The following is an 18,373-nucleotide window of genomic DNA, read 5'->3' on the forward strand; positions in this document are numbered from 1 at the left end:
GGTTGGACATGACGAAAGATATTCTGGTCAAGGCAATCGACGTCACCAAGAGCTTCGATGCGTTCAAGGCCCTCGACAAGGTGAGCCTAGAAGTCCGGCGCGGCGAAGTCGCCTGCATCGTCGGACCCTCCGGTTCCGGCAAGAGCACGTTCCTGCGCTGCATCAACCTCCTGGAGCGGATGGACGAAGGTGCGATCTGGGTCAATGACGAGCTGATGGGCTATCGCCGCGAAGGCGACAACCTGCATGAACTCGCGGACAAGGAAATATCCCGCCAGCGTCGCCGCATCGGCATGGTGTTCCAGCGCTTCAACCTGTTTCCGCATCAGACGGCTGTCGAAAACGTCATGGAAGGACCGGTCCAGGTTCTCGGCCAGCCGGTCGCCAAGGCGCGCGAGGATGCGCTTGCGCTTCTCGCCCGCGTCGGCCTGTCCGACAAGGCGAACCATTACCCTTCCGAACTTTCCGGCGGCCAGCAGCAGCGCGTCGCGATCGCCCGTGCCATGGGCATGCAGCCCGATCTCATCCTGTTCGACGAGCCGACGTCTGCGCTCGATCCGGAACTGGTGTCTGAAGTGCTCGACGTGATGAGGGATCTGGCGGCGTCCGGGATGACCATGATCGTCGTCACCCATGAAATGGGGTTTGCACGCAACGTTGCGAACACCGTCACGTTCATGGAAGCGGGCAAGGTCGTCGAAACCGGCCCCGCTTCGGAAGTGCTGTCGGCGCCGAAAAGTGCGCGCACCGCGGAATTTATCCGGGCAGTCCATAACTGACCGCGTCAACGTTCAACCAGTCGACCAAAAACAAGAGAACAGGGGATATCATGACCAAGACATTCGCAATCGTCGCCCTCGCAGCCGTTGCTGCGGCCAGCTCGGTTTCGGCTCAGGCCCTGCCGGAGCGTATCAAGACCGCCGGCAAGATCGTCGTTGCCAACACGCCGAACTATCCGCCGATGGAATACAAGGACCCGGCCACCAACACGCTGATGGGCCTCGATATCGATCTTGGTCTGGCGCTTGCCAAGCAGCTCGGCGTGACGGTCGAATGGTCGGATATCGGCTTTGAACAGATGGTGCCGTCGGTTGCCACCGGCCGCGTCGACATCATCCATTCGGGCATGAGCGATCTGCCGAAGCGCCGCGATGCTCTCGATTTCGTCGACTACATGAAGTCCGGCGCCCAGTTCTATACGACGGCGGCCCGCAAGGATGAACTGAAGTCCGAAACCGATCTTTGCGGCAAGAATGTCGGCATGAGCCGTCGCACGTCCTTCCCGGACGAAACGGCGAAGTGGAGCGCTGCCAACTGCGAAGCCAAGGGCCTGCCGGCCGTCAAGGTCGTCGGCACCGAAGGTTCGGCCGATGCCCGCACCCAGCTGAAGCAGGGCCGCGTCGATGCAGCCGTCCAGGGTTCGGAAACCGTTCCCTACCTGATGACGCTCGAAAAGGGCGCATACGTTTCGATCGGCGCGCCGTTCACCGCCATCTACCAGGGCATCGGTTTCTCCAAGAAGGATACCGAACTGCGCGACGCCTATATCGGTGCGATGAAGGCCCTGATGGCCAGCGGCGAATACAAGACGATCCTTGCCAAGTGGAACCTGGAATCGGCTGCCCTCGACGGCATCTACGTCAACAGCGAAGCCCAGAAGTAAGCTTTCACGTTTTGCAAAACGGGTGCCTCCGGCCTGATCTCCTTCAGGCCGGACGGTCGGCGGACCAGTCCGTTTTGCATCGGAAGCCGGGCTATCTGTTCAGCGGTGGCCCGGCTTTGCATTCTTCCCGACCGGAGGTTTTATAATGCCCTTCGACCTTTCTCCCCGTCCGCTCAATCCGGCGCCTGTCACACCCGCCATGGTTTGGCCGAACGGCGCGAAAAGCACGCTCTTCATCGGCTTCGACGTGGACGCGGAAACCGCCTGGATCGGCAACAATCCTTCCAATGTCGATCGCATGGTTACGACGTCGCATGGCGGCTACGACGCCCGCGTCGGCATTTCGAAAATCGTGTCGCTGATGGATGAATTGTCGCTGCCGGCGACCTTCTTCATTCCCGGCTGGACGGCATTGGCGCATCCCGCCCAGTGCGAAGCGATCCTGAAAGCTGGCCACGAGATCGGCCATCACGGCTATCTCCATAAGCTGCCCGACCGCGACAAGCTGGATGAGGCTTTCGAGGAAATCGATCGCGGCTATGAGGCGTTGCAGCAGGTGCTAGGCGTGCGGCCGATCGGCTACCGCGCACCATCGGGTGAGAATTTCCCGGAACTGCTCGCCTATCTCTCGAAATCCGGCATGCGCTATTCCAGCTCCTTCCGCGACGATATCCTGCCTTATCGGCATGCGGACCATGGCGGCGAGCGCGGCCTCATTGAGATCCCGGTCAATTTCGCCTTCGACGACTGGAATTTCGGCATGACGAGCCGCACCAGTTCACGGCCGATCTTCGGACGCGACGCGGTGCTGCAGATGTGGATTGACGAGTTCGAGGCGACCCATGCCTGGGGCGGCGTCACGACGCTGGTCCTGCATCCGCAGGTTTCGGGACGGCCGATGCGCTGGCATCTGCTGCGCGATTTCGTGATCCATGTGCAAAGCAGAACCGACGTCTGGATTGCCACGGGCGCCGAGATATCGGACCATTTCGACGCGCTGGAAGCGGCCCGCGCAGAGCTTTAAGAAAGACCTGGAGAAACCGACATGACGTTCGACACGAAAAAGCTGGAAGAGCTTCGAGCAAAATACGGCGAAGGCCACGGCGGAAGCATCCATGATCCGGAATTTCGCGCCGTCGCCGACCGGATCTTTTCCGCAAGCGGCACCCGCTCGGCCCCCTATGCCGGCGTGCCGACACTTCTCGATGCGCCTTTGGTCAGCATCGATGCGGACAATCCGGATTTCGGCGATCTTCAGGTGGCGCTGATCGGCGTGCCGATGGATCTCGGCGTCACCAACCGTCCGGGCTCCCGCTTCGGGCCGCGGGCGCTACGCACGATCGAGCGCGTCGGTCCCTATAACCACGTTCTGAAGACAGCGCCGACCTTCGAGGTGAAGGTGGCCGATATCGGCGACGTGCCGTTCCGCAGCCGTTACCGGCTGGAGATGAGCCATGACGATATCGAGGCGCATTTCAACAAGGTCGTCGATGCGGGCGTGATCCCCTTGTCGGTCGGCGGCGACCATTCGATCACGCATCCGATCCTCAAGGCGGTCGGCCGCGACCGACCGGTCGGGATGATCCATATCGACGCGCACTGCGATACGGGCGGCGCCTATGACCTTACCAAGTTCCACCACGGCGGCCCGTTCCGCAACGCGGTTCTCGACGGCGTGCTCGACCCGACACGGGTCATCCAGATCGGCATTCGCGGTGCGGCGGAATATCTGTGGGAGTTCTCCTTCGAAAGCGGCATGACCGTCATTCATGCCGAAGAGATCGGCAAGATAGGGATCGACGCGGTCATCGCCAAGGCGCGCGAGATCGTCGGTGATGGCCCGACCTATCTCTCCTTCGATATCGACAGCCTCGATCCGGCCTATGCGCCGGGCACCGGCACGCCTGAGATCGGCGGGCTGACGAGCCGCCAAGCGCTCGATATCCTGCACGGGCTCAAAGGTCTGAATTTCGTCGGCGGCGACGTCGTCGAAGTGGCGCCGCAATACGATACGACCACCAACACGGCGCATGCGGGCGCGCAGATGCTGTTCGAGATCCTCAGCCTGATCCGCTTCAGCCCTGCACTGAAGGGCTGAGCTCTAAGCCTTCTGACAGTAATGCGCCGTCGGTGCGTTACTGTCAGGCTCGGCTTCGCCTGGCTGCGGCGACACGATCGGCTTGAACAGGCTCCGGTCGGGCTTGAGATCAAGAAGTGGCGTGCCATCGAGGCAATCCATACCGCGCACCAGAAGCACATTGCCCTCGACGCCTTCGAGAACCACGATGGACGTGCCGATCGGGTTCGGTCTGACAGGGGAGCGCAGCGAGAAGGTGCCGTGCACCTTGCCGCTGCTGGCGGGGCTCTGCAGAACCAGATCGCGGCGCGCCTGATGCAGCCAGTAGAGGATTTCCAGCCTCTCGAATGTCTCGACGCCCTTCAGGGCCGCAACCCATGGCTCGAATATCTCGATCCGGCAGAGTGGTCCGCTATGGCTGCCCTGACGCGGCGTTTCGCTGCGTGCAGCCCAGGGGGTCGAAATGCGTCCGATGAAGATCAGCCCCGCATCGTTCGCCTCCGGCGGAGTCACCTGAACCTCGTTCTCGCGGATGCCGTTATCCTGCGCCATGTCGTTCTCCGATCAACTGGTCCTGCTTCACGTTCGCGAAGCAACCAGATCTCCCCAGCATGGCCGAAATACTGCTGTTTCGCAAAATGTGAAGCTGCGCGGAACAGTTTCCCTGTTTCCGGATTTCTTATTGCGAATAATTTGCAACTACGATCTTTATGTGCGAATGAATTGCAATTGCAACAACGAGAGCACGATCGACGATGGATATCCGATCCCGAATGAATTCCAGCGGCTGGCTCAAAAGCGGCGGTGATGCCTCGCTGATGGATGTTCATCGCTCGATCCCGGTGCGCGGACAGGGATCGAAACTTCGGCGGGCCTTCGCGTTCTTCGGTCCGGGTTATCTCGTCGCCGTCGGCTACATGGATCCGGGCAACTGGGCGACGTCGCTCGCCGGTGGTTCGCAGTTCGGTTACCTGCTTCTGTCGGTTGCGCTCCTCTCGAACATCATGGCGATCGTGCTGCAATCGCTCTGCGCCCGGCTGGCGGTCGCTTCCGGCCGCGATCTCGCCCAGGCCTGTCGCGATGCCTTCCCGCGTCCCGTCGCCTACATGCTCTGGCTGTTTGCCGAAATCGCCATCATCGCCACCGATATCGCCGAGGTGATCGGCACCGCGATCGGTCTCAACCTGATCTTCGGCATTCCGCTGGAAATCGGTGTTCTCATCACCGCGCTCGATGTCTTCCTCATTCTCTACCTGCAGAAGCTCGGATTCCGGTTCCTGGAAGCCTTCGTCATCGGTTTGCTGGGCGTCATTACCGCTTGTTTCGCCATCCAGATCGCCATGGCGGACCCGAACTGGGGCGAGGTCATTCGTGGCTTTGCGCCGACCACCGAGATCGTCACCAATCCCAACATGCTCTATCTGGCGCTGGGTATTCTCGGCGCCACCGTCATGCCGCATAACCTTTATCTGCATTCCGGCATCGTCCAGACCCGTAATTACGGGGACAGCGTCGAGGAGAAGCGGGAGGCGATCAAGTTCGCGACGATCGACAGCACCGTCGCCTTGATGTTCGCGCTTCTGATCAACGCATCGATCCTCATTCTGGCCGCCGCCGCCTTCCATGCCAACGGCCATACGGCGGTGGCGGAACTCGGCGATGCGCATAATCTTCTCTCACCGGTTCTCGGTTACGCCATCGCGCCGACGCTGTTCGGTATCGCACTCCTCTGCTGCGGCCTGAATTCCACGGTGACAGCGACCTTGGCGGGCCAGATCGTCATGGAAGGGTTCCTGCATATCCGGCTGGCAGCCTGGGTGCGGCGGCTGATCACCCGCGGCATCGCCATCATTCCGGCGGCAGCGGTCACCATACTCTATGGCGATGGCGGCACGGCGGAGCTTCTGATCCTGACGCAGGTCGTGCTCAGTCTGCAGCTCTCCTTCGCGGTCTTTCCGCTGGTGATGTTCACGTCCGACAAGCGCAAAATGGGCGTGTTCGTTGCACCTCTCTGGCTGCGCGCCTTTGCCTGGCTGATCGCCATCGTCATCGGCGCCCTCAACATCAAGCTGCTGGTGGATTTCGTCCTGTAACCGGAAAAGCCATCGAGCCCAGAATGTGTTCGGCCGTGCGAGCGATCGTCTCGGCGGCCGCTCCCTTTTTCCACGCAAGCGACAGATGCATGTCGTAGGCCTCGGGAAGCGCGATCGCCGCCATCCGCTCGTCCGGCTGCGGAATGGCCCAGAGCGGCAGAAGCGCGATATAGCCGTGATCGCTGACCAGATTTGCGATGACGGGAATGGAATCGATTTCGACGAAGGTCAGTGCCGCCCGTTCGTCCGTGGTCAGGATGTCCTCGGTCAGCGTTCCGAATTTCTGCCGCAACCCGCTTTTGAGGCTCGGCAGCGCGATCGGATGACGCAACAGCAATTGCCGCAGGTCGCCACGATGGTCAGCGATCACGTCGGCTGCTCCCACCATGGCAAGTCCGCTGCGTGAGATCACCCGGTGCTCGACGCCGGGCGGCATGTCGAGCGTGTCGACCAGCACGAGATCATACGTCCGGTCGGTGATACCAGACAGCAGCTCCTCGGCATTGGTGCTGGAGATATAGAGCGGCCGTCGCGGCATGTGCTTCGGCCAGTCGGCGGCGAGCTTTGCGAGGATCCGGGCAATTAGGCTTTCGCGTCCAAGCGGCGTCACGGAACCGACGCGGGTCGTCGATGCGGCACGCCGGAAACGGTCGCCGGCGTGATCGGAAATCTTGAGCCAGATCGCTTCGAGCTCTTCTCCCAGAGCGATCACCCGTTGCCCGCTTGCATTGGGAACGGCGCCAGCGGCCGCCCGGTCGAGAAGGGGAAGGCCCAGATCACGCTCGAGACTGCGGATCTGCCGCGTCAGTTGCGGCTGGCCGATGCCGATCTCCTGCGCCGCCCGCCGTATGCTGCCGCTGCGGCCGACCACCAGGAAACGCTGCAGCGCCAGAAGCGGCACGGAAAGCCGGGCTCCGTCTTCGGGCGTGCCGTCGTTCTCGCCGAGAGCCGAGAGCTCGCCGACCAGCACCGCCGCCCGCTGCAAATCGCGACCGATCCGCACGCCCTCAAGCGTCGGCTGGATGCGGTTGCCGGATGTCGTCGTCAGCGGCGTCGCAATATGAAACTGCAGCCGCGCCAGCGCGGCGGAGACGCTGGAGACGGGCCGATCCAGCACCTTCGCCGTTTCGCGGATGCCGCCTGTGGCGAGCACATGATGGGCGATCAGAAGCGACGCAAGGTCCAAGACGGCCTCCGGGTGAGCATATAAGAGGATGACAGCAGTGATATCGTGCGTTCACGATATGGGATATCCCTCTGCCCATCAAATTCTCCTAGTCTGCCCTCCCAAGCGGTTCCGATCGAACGCGCGCCTCAAGGCTCAAGGGCTCAAGGCTTCAAGGCTTCAAGGAGACAGGCCGATGTCGGATTTCGATCTTGTTCTGAAAGGCACGCTGGTCCTTGCCGACCGCATCGTTCCCGAAGGGTACGTGGCGGTCCGCGACGGTCTCATCGCCGCTGTCGGTCAGGGTCAGATGCCGTCCGCCCGCGAAAGCCACGATCTCGGTGCGTCGCTGATCCTTCCCGGTGCCGTGGATGCGCAGGTGCATTCGCTTTCCCAAAAGAACCAGGAGGATTTCATCTGGTCGACCCGCTCGGCTGCTGCCGGCGGCGTCACCACCATCGTCGACATGCCCTATGACGAGGGCAATCTGGTCTGCTCGGCGGATGCGGTGCGAAGCAAAGTTGCCCATGCGGAAAGCCAAGCGCGGGTCGATTTCGCGCTCTATGGCACCGTCGATCCGCAGGAGGGCGCGGTGCGCATCCGCGAACAGGTTGAAGTCGGTGTCGCGGCCTTCAAGTTCTCCACCTTCGGGACAGACCCGAAGCGTTTTCCGCGCATCTTCGCGCCGCTGATGGCCGAGTGCTTTGCCGCGATCGCACCAACCGGCCTGACGGCGGGCGTCCACAACGAGAATGATGAATATGTGCGCTGGGCGATGGCTGAGGTGAAGGCCTCCGGCATCACCGATTACCGCGCCCACGAGATGTCGCGTCCGCCGCTGACCGAGCTTCTGGCGATGACCGAAATCTACGAGATCGGTGCCGCCACCGGCTGTCCGGCCCATGTGGTGCATTGCTCGCTTGGTCGCGGTTACGAGATTGCCGCCGGTTACCGCGCGCAAGGGCATCGCGCCACGGTCGAATGCCTGATCCACTACCTGACGCTCGACCAGGAAACCGATGCGAGACGGCTCGGCGGCAAGTCGAAATGCAATCCGCCGATCCGGCCGCGGGCGGAGGTGGAAAAGCTCTGGCGGCATCTGGCGGCCGGCAATGTCACGCTTCTCTCCACCGATCACGTCAGCTGGTCGCTCGACCGCAAGACCAATCCGGATATGCTTGCCAATGCCTCCGGCCTGCCGGGTCTTGAAGCGATGGTGCCGCTGTTTATCAAGGGTGCGCTGGAGCGCGGTGTGCCGCTCACCTGGGCCGCGAGGCTGATGGCGCTCAATCCCGCCCGGCATTTCCGGATCGATCACGTCAAGGGCGCGCTTGAAGTCGGCAAACACGCGGATATCGCGGTGCTGACGGCGGAAGAGCATGTGTTCGACGCGTCGAAGACCGGCAACAACGTTGTCGGGTGGTCGCCCTATGACGGAATGACCTTGCCCTACAAGGTGGCCGGAACCTATCTTCGCGGCGCACTCGCCTATGACGGATCGACGGTGCTGGCGCAGCCCGGCAACGGCCGGTTTGTGCGGCCCCCGGCCAACCTTTCACTTCAGGATTTTTGATCGCATGACATCCAATCTCGCCGTCAACGCCGACCGGATCGCTGCCGATATCGAAGCGCTGGCTGCTATCACCGAACCGGACAGGCCCTGGACGCGCCGGGCCTTCACGCCGATGTTCTTGAAGGGCCGCGCTTACGTCGAGAAGATCTTTCGCGAGGCCGGGCTCGAAACCCACATCGATGCCGCCGGCAACCTGACCGGGCGGCGCAAGGGAACGGTGGAGGGCAAGGGCACGATCATGCTCGGCTCGCATACGGATACGGTGCCGAACGGCGGCCGGTTCGATGGCATCGCCGGGGTGATTGCTGGTCTCGAAGTGGCGCGCTCGCTTGCCGACGCCGGCATCAAGCTCGAACACGATCTGGAAATCGTCGATTTTCTGGCCGAGGAAGTGTCGATCTTCGGTGTGTCCTGCATCGGCAGCCGCGGCCTGACCGGCGTTCGCCCGCCCGAATGGCTGGAGCGCAGCACCGATGGTGTCGCGCTGGCAGACGGCATCCGTCAGGTCGGCGGAGATCCCGACACCGTCTTCACGCGCACCGATATCAAAGTCTTCCTCGAACTGCATATCGAGCAGGGCACGGTGCTGGAGCGCGAAAACGTTGATATCGGCATCGTCGGCGCCATCACCGGCATTTCCCGTTTCGAAATCCTGGTTGAAGGCCGTGCCGATCATGCCGGCACCACCCCGATGAATGCCCGCTTTGATGCGCTGGGGGCCGCATCGATCATCGTGCTCGGTATCGAGGAGATCGCGCGGGAGCTTGCGTCGGGCAAAAGCTATTTCGCCGGCACGGTCGGCGAGTTCTCGATGGAGCCGAACGCCGCCAATGTCATCCCCTCGCATGTCCGCATGCTGATCGATGCGCGCGCCGTCGATGACGCGGTGATGGACGAATTCGTCGCTTCCGTCACCGCGCTTTGTGCACAGACGGCCTCGGAGCGCAGCGTGACGATCGCCGACCCGCGGCGGGTGTCGCATGCGGCGCCGACGCCGATGTCTGAGATGGTCACCGGTGTGCTTGCCGAAAGTGCGCAGCGGATCGGCGCGACCAGCCGGCCGATGGTCTCCGGCGCCGGTCACGATGCGGCGTTTCTGTCCAAGGTGGCGCCGGCTGCGATGATCTTTATCGCCAGCAAGGATGGCCGCAGCCACGCTGCGGAAGAATGGTCCGACAACGACGATATCGCGCTGGGGGCTGCCGTTCTCTACGAGGCGGTCCTGCAACTCGACAAACAATAGGGGCAAGGGCATGGGTCGCATACTGACGGAGAAGGATGTCGAGGCGGCGGTTCGCGGCGGCTCGGTCTATGCGGCGGGCGGCGGTGGCTGGTCGGATCACGGGCGCATGCTCGGCTATGCCGCCGTCTCGGTCGGCCGGCCCGAACTCGTGTCGATCGACGAACTGTCCGACGACGACTGGGTGGCGACGGCTGCCGCGATCGGCGCACCGGCCTCGACCACCGCCTGGGAAATGCAGGGCATCGACTACGTCAAGGCGGTGCAGCTGTTGCAGGATGCGCTCGGCGAAAAAGTTGCGGCGCTGATGATCGGCCAGAACGGCAAGTCCTCGACGCTCAACGGATGGCTGCCATCGGCCATCCTCGGCACCAAGGTGCTCGATGCTGTGGGCGACGTGCGCGCCCATCCGACCGGCGACATGGGCTCGATCGGCATGGCGAATTCGCCCGAGCAGATGATCCAGACCGCAGTGGGCGGCAACCGGGCGGAGAACCGCTATATCGAACTCGTCGTGCGCGGCGCCACCGCCAAGGTCTCGCCGATCCTGCGCACCGCCTCGGACATGTCCGGCGGCTTCATCGCCTCCTGCCGCAATCCGCTGCGGGCCTCCTATGTGCGCAACAATGCAGCGTTGGGCGGCGTCAGCCTTGCGCTGGCATTGGGCGAGGCGATCATCGAAGCCGATGCGAAGGGCGGATCCGCCGTCATCGACGCGATCGTCAGTACGACAGGGGGTACGATCGTCACCGAGGCCGAGGTAACTGCCAAGTCAGTGGTTTATACCAAGGAAGCCTTCGATGTCGGCACGATCACGCTTGGGTCCGGCGATGGGGCAATCACGCTGCATGTCATGAACGAATACATGGCTGTGGACGATGCCGGCGGCAACCGCCTCGCCACCTTCCCTGATATCATCGCGACGCTGTCGCCGCAGGGCGAACCAATGAGCGTCGGTCAGCTGCAGGTCGGCATGCCGGTATTTCTGCTGCATGTGCCAAAGACGCTCATTCCGCTGTCGTCCAGCGTCAAGGACCCCTCGGTCTACCCGATCTGCGAGACGGCGCTGGGGATCAGCATTGCGGACTATGCGCTGGGGTAGGGTCGGAAAGACCCCGCCCCAAACCCCTCCCCACAAGGGGGAGGGGCTTAACCTGCCGCACCGACAGCGCTGGATATAGGACGCGACAGTGCCGCAGATCTTCTCCCCCCTTGTGGGGGAGATGGCCGACAGGCCAGAGGGGGCCTGGCTGCCCTCACACCCTAACCCTCTCCCCGCGAGTAGGGAGAGGCGACGCGCCTCGATTGGGGCAGGGAGCGTGCCGCAGATCTTCTCCCCCCTTGTGGGGGAGATGGTCGGCAGGCCAGAGGGGGCCTGGCTGCCCTCACACCCTAACCCTCTCCCCGCGAGTAGGGAGAGGCGACGCGCCTCGATTGGGGCAGGGAGCGTGCCGCAGATCTTCTCCCCCCTTGTGGGGGAGATGGCCGGCAGGCCAGAGAGGGTCTTTCTTGGCCCAGCACTACATTGGGTGAGGCAATCCTCACGAGACAGGAGATCACGCCATGCCAAAGTCCAACCCGCGCCATCCGAAATTCCCGATCCCCGGCGGGCCCGAACTGCGTGCCAAGGGCTGGCGGCAGGAGGCTCTGCTGCGCCTCCTCGAAAACGTGCTCTCAGTGGGCGAGGATCCGGACAATCTGATCGTCTATGCGGCGCTGGGCAAGGCGGCGCGCAACTGGGCGGCGCATGAGGCGATCGTTCGGACGTTGACGACGATGGACGAGGATCAGACGCTGATCATTCAGTCCGGAAAGCCGGTCGGGTTGTTGAAGACCCATGACAGGGCACCGCTGGTGATCATGGCCAATTGCAACATCGTCGGTCAGTGGGCGAAGGCCGAGTATTTCTACGCGTTGCAGGCGAAGGGTCTGATCTGCTGGGGCGGACTGACGGCCGGGGCGTGGCAGTATATCGGCAGCCAGGGCGTCATCCAGGGCACCTACGAGATCTTCATGCGGATCGCCGAGAAGCGTTTTGGCGGATCGCTTGCCGGTCGCTTCATCCTGACGGCTGGCCTCGGCGGCATGGGTGGCGCGCAGCCGCTGGCCGGCCGCATGGCGGGCGCTGCGATCCTGGTGGTCGATATCGATCCGGAGCGGGTCGCCAAACGCCGCGAGATCGGGTTTCTCGATGAGGTCGCGCCGGATCTCGATACGGCGCTTGCGATGATCGATGCGGCGGTAGCCGACAAACGTGCCGTCTCGATCGGCCTCGTCGGCAATGCCGCCGACATCTACCCGCAGATTGTCAAGCGCGACATCGTGCCCGATATCGTCTCCGACCAGACCTCGGCGCACGATCTGGTCTACGGCTATGTCCCGAAGGGGATGAGCCTTGAGGAAGTCCGCCGGCTTCGCAAGGAGGGCCAGGGCCAGCTGATGGCAGCGAGCCGCGCCTCGATCGCCGATCATGTCCGCGCCATGCTGACCCTGCAGGAACGGGGTGCGGAAGTGTTCGACAACGGCAACCTCATCCGCACCCAGGCGCGCGAGGGCGGCGTTGCCAACGCTTTCGACATCCCGATCTTTACCGAAGCCTATCTGCGGCCACTGTTCTGCAAGGCGATCGGACCGTTCCGCTGGATGGCGCTGTCGGGCGAAGAAAGCGATATCGCCCGTATCGACGATCTCGTGCTCGAGCTTTTCCCGGATAATTTCATCGTCACCAACTGGATCCGGCTGGCGCGCGAGAACGTGCCTTTCGAGGGCCTGCCGGCGCGGATCGCCTGGCTTGGTCATGGCGAGCGCACGAAGCTTGCGTTGGCCGTGAACGCGCTGGTCGCAAGCGGCGAACTTGCCGGACCGATCGCGTTTTCGCGCGACCATCTCGATGCGGGCGCGATGGCGCATCCGAATATCATGACCGAGAACATGAAGGACGGATCAGATGCGATCGCCGACTGGCCGCTGATCAACGCGATGACCATGTGCGCGTCGATGGCCGATCTCGTCGTCATCCACTCGGGCGGCGGCGGTTACGCCGGTTACATGACGTCAGCCGGTGTCACGATCATTGCCGATGGGACGGAAAAGGCAGCCGAACGGCTTGAACATTCGATCACCAACGACACCTCGCTCGGCATTATCCGCTACGCGGATGCCGGCTACGACGAGGCGATCGAGGCTGCCGAAACGGCCGGACTGAAATTGCCTTAGAACGGGTCTTCGTTAAAGCTTTGGAGGGGTGCGTTAACCTTTTGTTAACCACCCCGGCGCTACATCTAACGTCAACGATTTGTTTACGTAGATGACCAAAGTGCTAACAGACGCTCGCTCAATCCGTATCAAGGGCCGCTCGTTTTTGGCGGTCGTCTTGTCCCCCGATCTGCCGCTCGACAACTGGCTCTCGCGCCTTGACGATCTGGCAGCCCGCTCGGCCGGCTTCTTTCTCGACCGGCCGGTCGTGCTCGATATTTCCGAGGTCTCGATCGACAAGATCGAGCTGAAGGACCTGCTCGAACAGCTGGCCGAACGCAATGTCCGGATCATGGGTATCGAAGGCGCTCGCCCGTCGATGCTTGGCCCCGGCATGCCGCCGGCGATGCGGGGCGGCAAGGCTGCATCCGATTTCGAAGTCCCGGAAAAGTCCGAGGATAAGTCGGCTCAAGAAAGCTCCGGACAAGTTGGCGTTGCTACCAAGCAAGGTGCCAAGCAGCCGGAAACGGATACCGACAGTCAGCTCCGCAACGAGCCGATCAAGGTTGCCGAGGTCCGGCCGGTCATCCAGTCGCTGGTGATCAACGAGCCGGTTCGCTCCGGTCAGTCGGTCATCTTCGCGGAAGGTGACGTGACCGTTATCGGTTCGGTTGCCTCCGGTGCCGAAGTGATCGCCGGCGGTTCGGTGCATGTCTACGGCGCAATACGCGGCCGGGTCATGGCTGGATCATTGGGGAATGCAACGGCTCGGATCTTTTGCCGCAAGCTCGAGGCCGAACTGGTCGCGATCGACGGCATCTACAAGATGGCCGAGGACATGGACGCAAGCCTTCGCGGGCAGCCGGTCCAGCTCTGGCTCGACGGCGACATCATCATGGCAGAAACGCTCAGTTAAGAAATGAAAAAAAGCAAATGATAACGGGCCGGCAGGACACAGGAGAGATTGGTATGGGGAAAGTCATAGTTGTGACTTCGGGCAAGGGAGGGGTCGGCAAGACGACCTCGACCGCGGCCCTCGGCGCGGCGCTCGCCAGCCGCGGCGAAAAGGTCGTCGTCGTCGATTTTGATGTCGGGTTGCGTAACCTCGATCTCGTCATGGGTGCCGAGCGCCGGGTCGTCTACGACCTCGTCAACGTCATCCAGGGCGATGCGAAGCTTCCGCAGGCTCTGATCCGCGACAAGCGCCTCGACAACCTGTTCCTGCTGCCCGCCTCGCAGACACGCGACAAGGATGCCCTGACATCCGAAGGCGTCGAGCGCGTGATGGCCGATCTGAAGCGCTACTTCGACTGGATCATCTGCGACAGCCCTGCCGGCATCGAGCGCGGTGCGACACTTGCCATGCGCCATGCGGATATGGCCGTCGTGGTCACCAATCCGGAAGTCTCCTCGGTGCGCGACAGCGACCGCATCATCGGTCTTCTCGATTCCAAGACGCTCAAGGCCGAAAACGGCGAGCGGATGGAAAAGTATCTTTTGCTGACCCGCTACGACGTCAACCGTGCCGAGCGTGGCGACATGCTGAAGGTGGACGACGTTCTGGAAATCCTGTCGATCCCGCTGATCGGCATCATTCCGGAAAGCATGGATGTGCTGCGTGCCTCCAACATCGGTGCGCCGGTGACGCTGGCCGACGCCAAGAGCGCTCCGGCCCAGGCTTATTTCGATGCCGCGCGGCGTCTCGCCGGCGAGGTCCTGCCCATGACCATCCCGGGCGAAAAGCGCGGTCTCTTCGGCAAGATCTTCGGAAGGAAGGCCGCATGAACATGTTCCGCCTTTTCAACAGGCCGAAATCGGCGCCCGCGGCCCGCGAGCGTCTCCAGGTACTGCTTGCTCATGAACGCATGGTTGTCGGCACCGATCTGGTCGCCGTGCTGCGCGAAGAAATTCTGGCCGTCATCGCCAAACACGTCCAGCTGGACGCCGACCGCGTAACGGTAAAGATGGATCGCGACGAGCACTGCACTATCCTGGAGATCGACGTCGAGATCCCGCTCAATGCGAGCGCCCAGGCCGCAGCCTGAACGTCTCTATCGAGTTAGCCTCCCAAGGCTGGTTTGAAAGGCGGGTATGTCCGGCGGGACATGCCCGCCTTTTGCGTCGTCCCAGCGGACTTCCAGATGGCCGCCGAGCGCCCGGACGCCCTTGTCGATGGCTTTGAAATCCGGGTAGCGGCTCTTGTATCCGCGGGTCTGGAAATACTGGCCGGTGCCGGCCTCTTCATCCATATCGCGCATGATCCACCTTATCGCGTAGCAGCGGCTTCGCAGCTGATCGAGCGCCGGAATGCCTGTCAGCTTGTAGGGCTTCCGGCTGCGGCGAAAACCGTAATAGCGGGCCGCCGCCTGGATCCGGTCCCAGCTGACGCCCGGAAACGCGTCGCAGATCTCTTTCCGGTCTGCGTCGGGATAGAGCCTGCGCAATTTCTGCCGGGCCGACCATCCCCAGGCCTGCCGGCGTGGTGCAAGACCCAGTCTCTGGCAGCGTGTCTGTATGGCCTTTTTCGACCGGGCATGCAGAACCTGGCTTATGGCAAAGTAATCGGGATGAAAGATCCGGCAGATCAGGTCTTCCTCATCCGTCCAGAGCTTGTGTCCGCTGATGGTGAAGCCCGAACGCAGTATCTTCAGTCGTGTCCGCTCGGTGAGAGCTAAATTTTTCGCAAGCTGCGCCAGGTCCATTGCAGGGCCCTCTGACGACGGCGGCTATGGCTTCTTGACGTTCAGCGCCCGGAATGAGTTGAACGTTCCTCCCTTGTCGGTGAACAGGTCCACAAGCGGCTTCGGCAGACCGTTCAGCTCCCGCAGCTTGAGCGCGAGGAAGGCAAATTCCAGCTTGAGGCGATCGATTTCCTGCGCCCGGGCATCGAGAATGCGTGCCTCGATCTCAGCTTTCTGGCGAAGAAGATCATCCAGTACGGACATGACAACGCTCCAAAATATGACGTTTGAATTTGGCTTTCTTGAAAAATTGCATGCGGGAAAAACCGTGTGCGGTCACACGTTCGGACAAGCTGTCACGGAAATTCGATTTTGCCAATCGCCGTCGCCATTTCCAACGTCACCCGATTCTGATGTCGCTATGCTGGCGCGTGTTTACAGAGGTGCTATACAGGCCAATGATTTAGGTAGGCGTCTCGGGCAGTCGCAAATGCGAGACGTCACGATCGCGGCCAATGACCATGCCTTCGGAGTGCCAGATGAATTTCCATTCGCCCTATAGCCACGGCTTCATTCGCGGCGCCGCCTGCACGCCCGTCTGCGAACTCGGCGACCCGGACTTCAACGCGCGTGCGACGCTGGATCTGGCCCGTGAAGGTCACGCGCGCAGCGTTGCGCTGATGGTGTTTCCGGAACTTGGCATTTCCGGCTATTCGATCGACGACCTGCTCGGCCAGGACGTTCTTCTCGATGCGGTCGAAAGCGCGCTTGCGACGATCGTCGAGGAAAGCAAAGGGCTGCTTCCCGTTCTCCTCGTCGGCGCGCCGCTGCGTCACGAGGGGCGGTTGTTCAACTGCGCCGTGGTCATCCATTCGGGCCGCATTCTCGGCGTCGTGCCGAAGACCCATATCCCGAATTACCGCGAATTCTACGAGAAGCGCTGGTTCGCATCCGGCCGCAGCGTGCGCGACATGATGATTTCGGTTGCCGGACAATCGGTGCCCTTCGGCATCGATCTGCAGTTTGCCGCTGAAAATATCCGCGATTTCATCTTCCACGTGGAGATCTGCGAAGACGTCTGGCTGCCAGCGCCGCCGAGCGATTTCGGCGCCATGGCCGGTGCTCTGATCCTCACCAACCTGTCGGCCAGCAACATCACCGTCGGCAAGGCGGAGATGCGCAAGCTGCTTTGCGCCACCCAGTCGGCGCGCAATTTTGCAGCCTATCTCTACTCTGCGGCTGGACCCGGCGAATCCACCACCGATCTCGCCTGGGACGGCCAGGCCTGCATCTACGAACTGGGCGATCTGTTGGGCGAGACCGAGCGTTTTCCGGCCGGCCCGCAGATGTGCGTCGCCGATATCGATGTCGAGCGGCTGCGTCTCGAGAGAATGCGCACCGGCACGTTCAACGATGCCGCAACGCTGCATCTGACGGCAGGCAAGACGTTCCGGCGCGTCCTGTTCGACTTCGAGCGGCCGCAAGAAACGCTTGATCTGGAGCGGGCCATCCAGCGATATCCGTTCGTGCCAGCAGATCCGAAACGGCTCGACCAGGATTGCTACGAGACCTTCAACATCCAGGTCCAGGGCCTGATGAAGCGGTTGAAATCGACCGGCATCAAGCGGCTCTGCATCGGCATCTCAGGCGGCCTCGATTCGACCCATGCGCTGCTGGTCGCAGCCAAGGCCTATGATCAGCTCGGCTGGCCGCGCACCGATATTCTCGGCTTTACCATGCCGGGTTTTGCCACCGGCGACGACACGAAGTCGAATGCCTGGGCGCTGATGCGCGGCATGGGCATTACGGCCGAAGAGGTCGACATCAAGCCGCTTGCCACCCAGCTTCTGCACGATCTCAAACATCCGTTCAGCGGTGGCGAGCCGGTCTATGACGTGACGTTTGAAAATGTGCAGGCGGGTCTGCGAACCGATTTCCTGTTCCGCGCCGCCAACCAGCGCAACGCGCTTGTGCTCGGCACCGGCGACCTGTCGGAGATCGCACTTGGCTGGTCGACCTACGGTGTCGGCGACCAGATGAGCCATTACAACGTCAACGCTTCGGTACCGAAGACGCTGATCCAGCACCTCATCCGCTGGGTCATCGAGGCCGAGAGCTTTGATGACGAAACCAACGCGACGCTGCAGCGCATCCTCAATACGCTGATTTCGCCGGAACTGGTGCCGGCGGGCGCCGATGGCGCCATGCAAAGCACGGAAGACAAGATCGGCCCCTACGATCTGCATGATTTCACGCTCTATTATCTCACCCGTTTCGGCCTGAAACCGTCGAAGATCGCCTATATGGCGTTGCAGGCCTGGAAGGATGCCGGCTCTGGCGCCTGGCCGTCGCATTTCCCGGAGGAGAAAAAGCGGCAGTTCGATCTGCCCGTCATCAAGCGCTGGATGGAGACGTTCCTATTCCGCTTCTTCACCATCAGCCAGTTCAAACGCTCGGCTTCGCCGAACGGGCCGAAGGTCACGTCGGGCGGTTCGCTCTCGCCGCGCGGCGACTGGCGGGCACCGTCGGATGGCAATGGCCGGATCTGGATCAAAGAGCTCAAGGACAACGTGCCGGACGCATGACGGCGGCGGTTCACAACACGCAATTGTCAGGCGGAATCGGCGAAATCGGGAAACCGATGAGCGCTTAAGGGGTTGTTCCTTCCAGAGACAACAGGGAAGGA

At 62.2% G+C, this 18,373-nt stretch carries 17 protein-coding genes; 13 read left to right on the plus strand and 4 right to left on the minus strand.

Annotated features, from left to right (window positions below; translation table 11 throughout):
* The first annotated feature begins 8 nt into the window (after positions 1-8).
* The 4 genes from ACQY1L_RS00595 to speB all read left to right on the plus strand — a co-directional run bounded on the left by ACQY1L_RS00595 (position 9) and on the right by speB (position 3,761).
* On the plus strand, positions 9-779 hold the full coding sequence (locus tag ACQY1L_RS00595; RefSeq protein ID WP_092659446.1) for an amino acid ABC transporter ATP-binding protein: 771 nt from the start codon (positions 9-11) through the stop codon (positions 777-779).
* Positions 780-829: 50 nt separating this feature from the next.
* Positions 830-1,663 (plus strand): ABC transporter substrate-binding protein, encoded by an 834-nt coding sequence (locus tag ACQY1L_RS00600; RefSeq protein ID WP_062581841.1) that lies wholly within the window; start codon positions 830-832, stop codon positions 1,661-1,663.
* Between the two features lie 145 nt (positions 1,664-1,808).
* On the plus strand, positions 1,809-2,687 hold the full coding sequence (locus ACQY1L_RS00605; protein ID WP_430242089.1) for a polysaccharide deacetylase family protein: 879 nt from the start codon (positions 1,809-1,811) through the stop codon (positions 2,685-2,687).
* Between the two features lie 21 nt (positions 2,688-2,708).
* On the plus strand, positions 2,709-3,761 hold the full coding sequence (speB, locus tag ACQY1L_RS00610; RefSeq protein ID WP_430242091.1) for an agmatinase: 1,053 nt from the start codon (positions 2,709-2,711) through the stop codon (positions 3,759-3,761).
* Between the two features lie 3 nt (positions 3,762-3,764).
* On the opposite strand, the gene tsaA is transcribed toward speB, so the two are convergent.
* Positions 3,765-4,292, minus strand: a complete 528-nt coding sequence (gene tsaA, locus ACQY1L_RS00615; protein ID WP_430242093.1) for a tRNA (N6-threonylcarbamoyladenosine(37)-N6)-methyltransferase TrmO — start codon at positions 4,290-4,292, stop codon at positions 3,765-3,767.
* A gap of 221 nt (positions 4,293-4,513) precedes the next feature.
* On the opposite strand from tsaA, the gene ACQY1L_RS00620 reads away from it, so the two are divergent.
* The gene (locus ACQY1L_RS00620) at positions 4,514-5,833 is read left to right on the plus strand and encodes an Nramp family divalent metal transporter (RefSeq protein ID WP_062581848.1); all 1,320 of its coding nucleotides are present in this window, start codon (positions 4,514-4,516) and stop codon (positions 5,831-5,833) included.
* Here ACQY1L_RS00620 and ACQY1L_RS00625 read toward each other — a convergent pair.
* Positions 5,805-7,019, minus strand: a complete 1,215-nt coding sequence (locus tag ACQY1L_RS00625) for a LysR family transcriptional regulator (RefSeq protein ID WP_430242095.1) — start codon at positions 7,017-7,019, stop codon at positions 5,805-5,807. The two genes, ACQY1L_RS00620 and ACQY1L_RS00625, sit on opposite strands and share 29 nt — an antisense overlap.
* A 175-nt stretch (positions 7,020-7,194) precedes the next feature.
* Here ACQY1L_RS00625 and ACQY1L_RS00630 point away from each other — a divergent pair, with 175 nt between their 5' ends.
* From ACQY1L_RS00630 to minE, 7 genes are all read left to right on the plus strand, one after another.
* Positions 7,195-8,571 (plus strand): dihydroorotase, encoded by a 1,377-nt coding sequence (locus ACQY1L_RS00630; RefSeq protein WP_430242097.1) that lies wholly within the window; start codon positions 7,195-7,197, stop codon positions 8,569-8,571.
* A 4-nt stretch (positions 8,572-8,575) separates the two neighbouring features.
* The gene (locus tag ACQY1L_RS00635; protein ID WP_430242099.1) at positions 8,576-9,814 is read left to right on the plus strand and encodes a Zn-dependent hydrolase; all 1,239 of its coding nucleotides are present in this window, start codon (positions 8,576-8,578) and stop codon (positions 9,812-9,814) included.
* A 10-nt stretch (positions 9,815-9,824) separates the two neighbouring features.
* The gene (locus ACQY1L_RS00640) at positions 9,825-10,913 is read left to right on the plus strand and encodes a DUF917 domain-containing protein (RefSeq protein ID WP_430242100.1); all 1,089 of its coding nucleotides are present in this window, start codon (positions 9,825-9,827) and stop codon (positions 10,911-10,913) included.
* Between the two features lie 461 nt (positions 10,914-11,374).
* Complete coding sequence (locus ACQY1L_RS00645; RefSeq protein ID WP_430242102.1) at positions 11,375-13,027, plus strand: urocanate hydratase; 1,653 nt, start codon at positions 11,375-11,377, stop codon at positions 13,025-13,027.
* Between the two features lie 91 nt (positions 13,028-13,118).
* Positions 13,119-13,922, plus strand: coding sequence for a septum site-determining protein MinC (gene minC / locus ACQY1L_RS00650; protein ID WP_113111823.1), 804 nt, complete (start codon positions 13,119-13,121; stop codon positions 13,920-13,922).
* A gap of 53 nt (positions 13,923-13,975) precedes the next feature.
* A complete protein-coding gene (minD, locus tag ACQY1L_RS00655; protein ID WP_062461610.1) occupies positions 13,976-14,791 on the plus strand; it encodes a septum site-determining protein MinD in 816 nt (271 codons plus the stop codon).
* Complete coding sequence (gene minE, locus ACQY1L_RS00660) at positions 14,788-15,051, plus strand: cell division topological specificity factor MinE (protein WP_062461607.1); 264 nt, start codon at positions 14,788-14,790, stop codon at positions 15,049-15,051. The genes minD and minE overlap by 4 nt, the downstream gene beginning before the upstream one ends.
* Before the next feature lie 6 nt (positions 15,052-15,057).
* Here minE and ACQY1L_RS00665 read toward each other — a convergent pair whose 3' ends face one another.
* The gene (locus ACQY1L_RS00665) at positions 15,058-15,708 is read right to left on the minus strand and encodes a hypothetical protein (protein ID WP_430242105.1); all 651 of its coding nucleotides are present in this window, start codon (positions 15,706-15,708) and stop codon (positions 15,058-15,060) included.
* Between the two features lie 24 nt (positions 15,709-15,732).
* Positions 15,733-15,951, minus strand: a complete 219-nt coding sequence (locus ACQY1L_RS00670) for a hypothetical protein (protein WP_062461605.1) — start codon at positions 15,949-15,951, stop codon at positions 15,733-15,735.
* A 275-nt stretch (positions 15,952-16,226) separates the two neighbouring features.
* Between ACQY1L_RS00670 and ACQY1L_RS00675 the strand changes: the two genes are divergently transcribed.
* Positions 16,227-18,272, plus strand: a complete 2,046-nt coding sequence (locus tag ACQY1L_RS00675; protein ID WP_430242107.1) for an NAD(+) synthase — start codon at positions 16,227-16,229, stop codon at positions 18,270-18,272.
* Positions 18,273-18,373 lie beyond the last annotated feature (101 nt).

It is taken from the genome of Neorhizobium sp. DAR64862/K0K3, assembly GCF_050500185.1.
GTDB lineage: Bacteria > Pseudomonadota > Alphaproteobacteria > Rhizobiales > Rhizobiaceae > Neorhizobium > Neorhizobium soli.

Excerpts from the sequence above, each read along its gene's own strand:
- ACQY1L_RS00595 (WP_092659446.1), top strand. The coding sequence starts at position 9 with ATGACGAAAGATATTCTGGTCAAGGCAATCGACGTCACCAAGAGCTTC.
- ACQY1L_RS00600 (WP_062581841.1), top strand. The coding sequence starts at position 830 with ATGACCAAGACATTCGCAATCGTCGCCCTCGCAGCCGTTGCTGCGGCC.
- ACQY1L_RS00605 (WP_430242089.1), top strand. The coding sequence starts at position 1,809 with ATGCCCTTCGACCTTTCTCCCCGTCCGCTCAATCCGGCGCCTGTCACA.
- speB (WP_430242091.1), top strand. The coding sequence starts at position 2,709 with ATGACGTTCGACACGAAAAAGCTGGAAGAGCTTCGAGCAAAATACGGC.
- tsaA (WP_430242093.1), bottom strand. The coding sequence starts at position 4,292 with ATGGCGCAGGATAACGGCATCCGCGAGAACGAGGTTCAGGTGACTCCG.
- ACQY1L_RS00620 (WP_062581848.1), top strand. The coding sequence starts at position 4,514 with ATGAATTCCAGCGGCTGGCTCAAAAGCGGCGGTGATGCCTCGCTGATG.
- ACQY1L_RS00630 (WP_430242097.1), top strand. The coding sequence starts at position 7,195 with ATGTCGGATTTCGATCTTGTTCTGAAAGGCACGCTGGTCCTTGCCGAC.
- ACQY1L_RS00635 (WP_430242099.1), top strand. The coding sequence starts at position 8,576 with ATGACATCCAATCTCGCCGTCAACGCCGACCGGATCGCTGCCGATATC.
- ACQY1L_RS00640 (WP_430242100.1), top strand. The coding sequence starts at position 9,825 with ATGGGTCGCATACTGACGGAGAAGGATGTCGAGGCGGCGGTTCGCGGC.
- ACQY1L_RS00645 (WP_430242102.1), top strand. The coding sequence starts at position 11,375 with ATGCCAAAGTCCAACCCGCGCCATCCGAAATTCCCGATCCCCGGCGGG.
- minC (WP_113111823.1), top strand. The coding sequence starts at position 13,119 with ATGACCAAAGTGCTAACAGACGCTCGCTCAATCCGTATCAAGGGCCGC.
- minD (WP_062461610.1), top strand. The coding sequence starts at position 13,976 with ATGGGGAAAGTCATAGTTGTGACTTCGGGCAAGGGAGGGGTCGGCAAG.
- minE (WP_062461607.1), top strand. The coding sequence starts at position 14,788 with ATGAACATGTTCCGCCTTTTCAACAGGCCGAAATCGGCGCCCGCGGCC.
- ACQY1L_RS00665 (WP_430242105.1), bottom strand. The coding sequence starts at position 15,708 with ATGGACCTGGCGCAGCTTGCGAAAAATTTAGCTCTCACCGAGCGGACA.
- ACQY1L_RS00670 (WP_062461605.1), bottom strand. The coding sequence starts at position 15,951 with ATGTCCGTACTGGATGATCTTCTTCGCCAGAAAGCTGAGATCGAGGCA.
- ACQY1L_RS00675 (WP_430242107.1), top strand. The coding sequence starts at position 16,227 with ATGAATTTCCATTCGCCCTATAGCCACGGCTTCATTCGCGGCGCCGCC.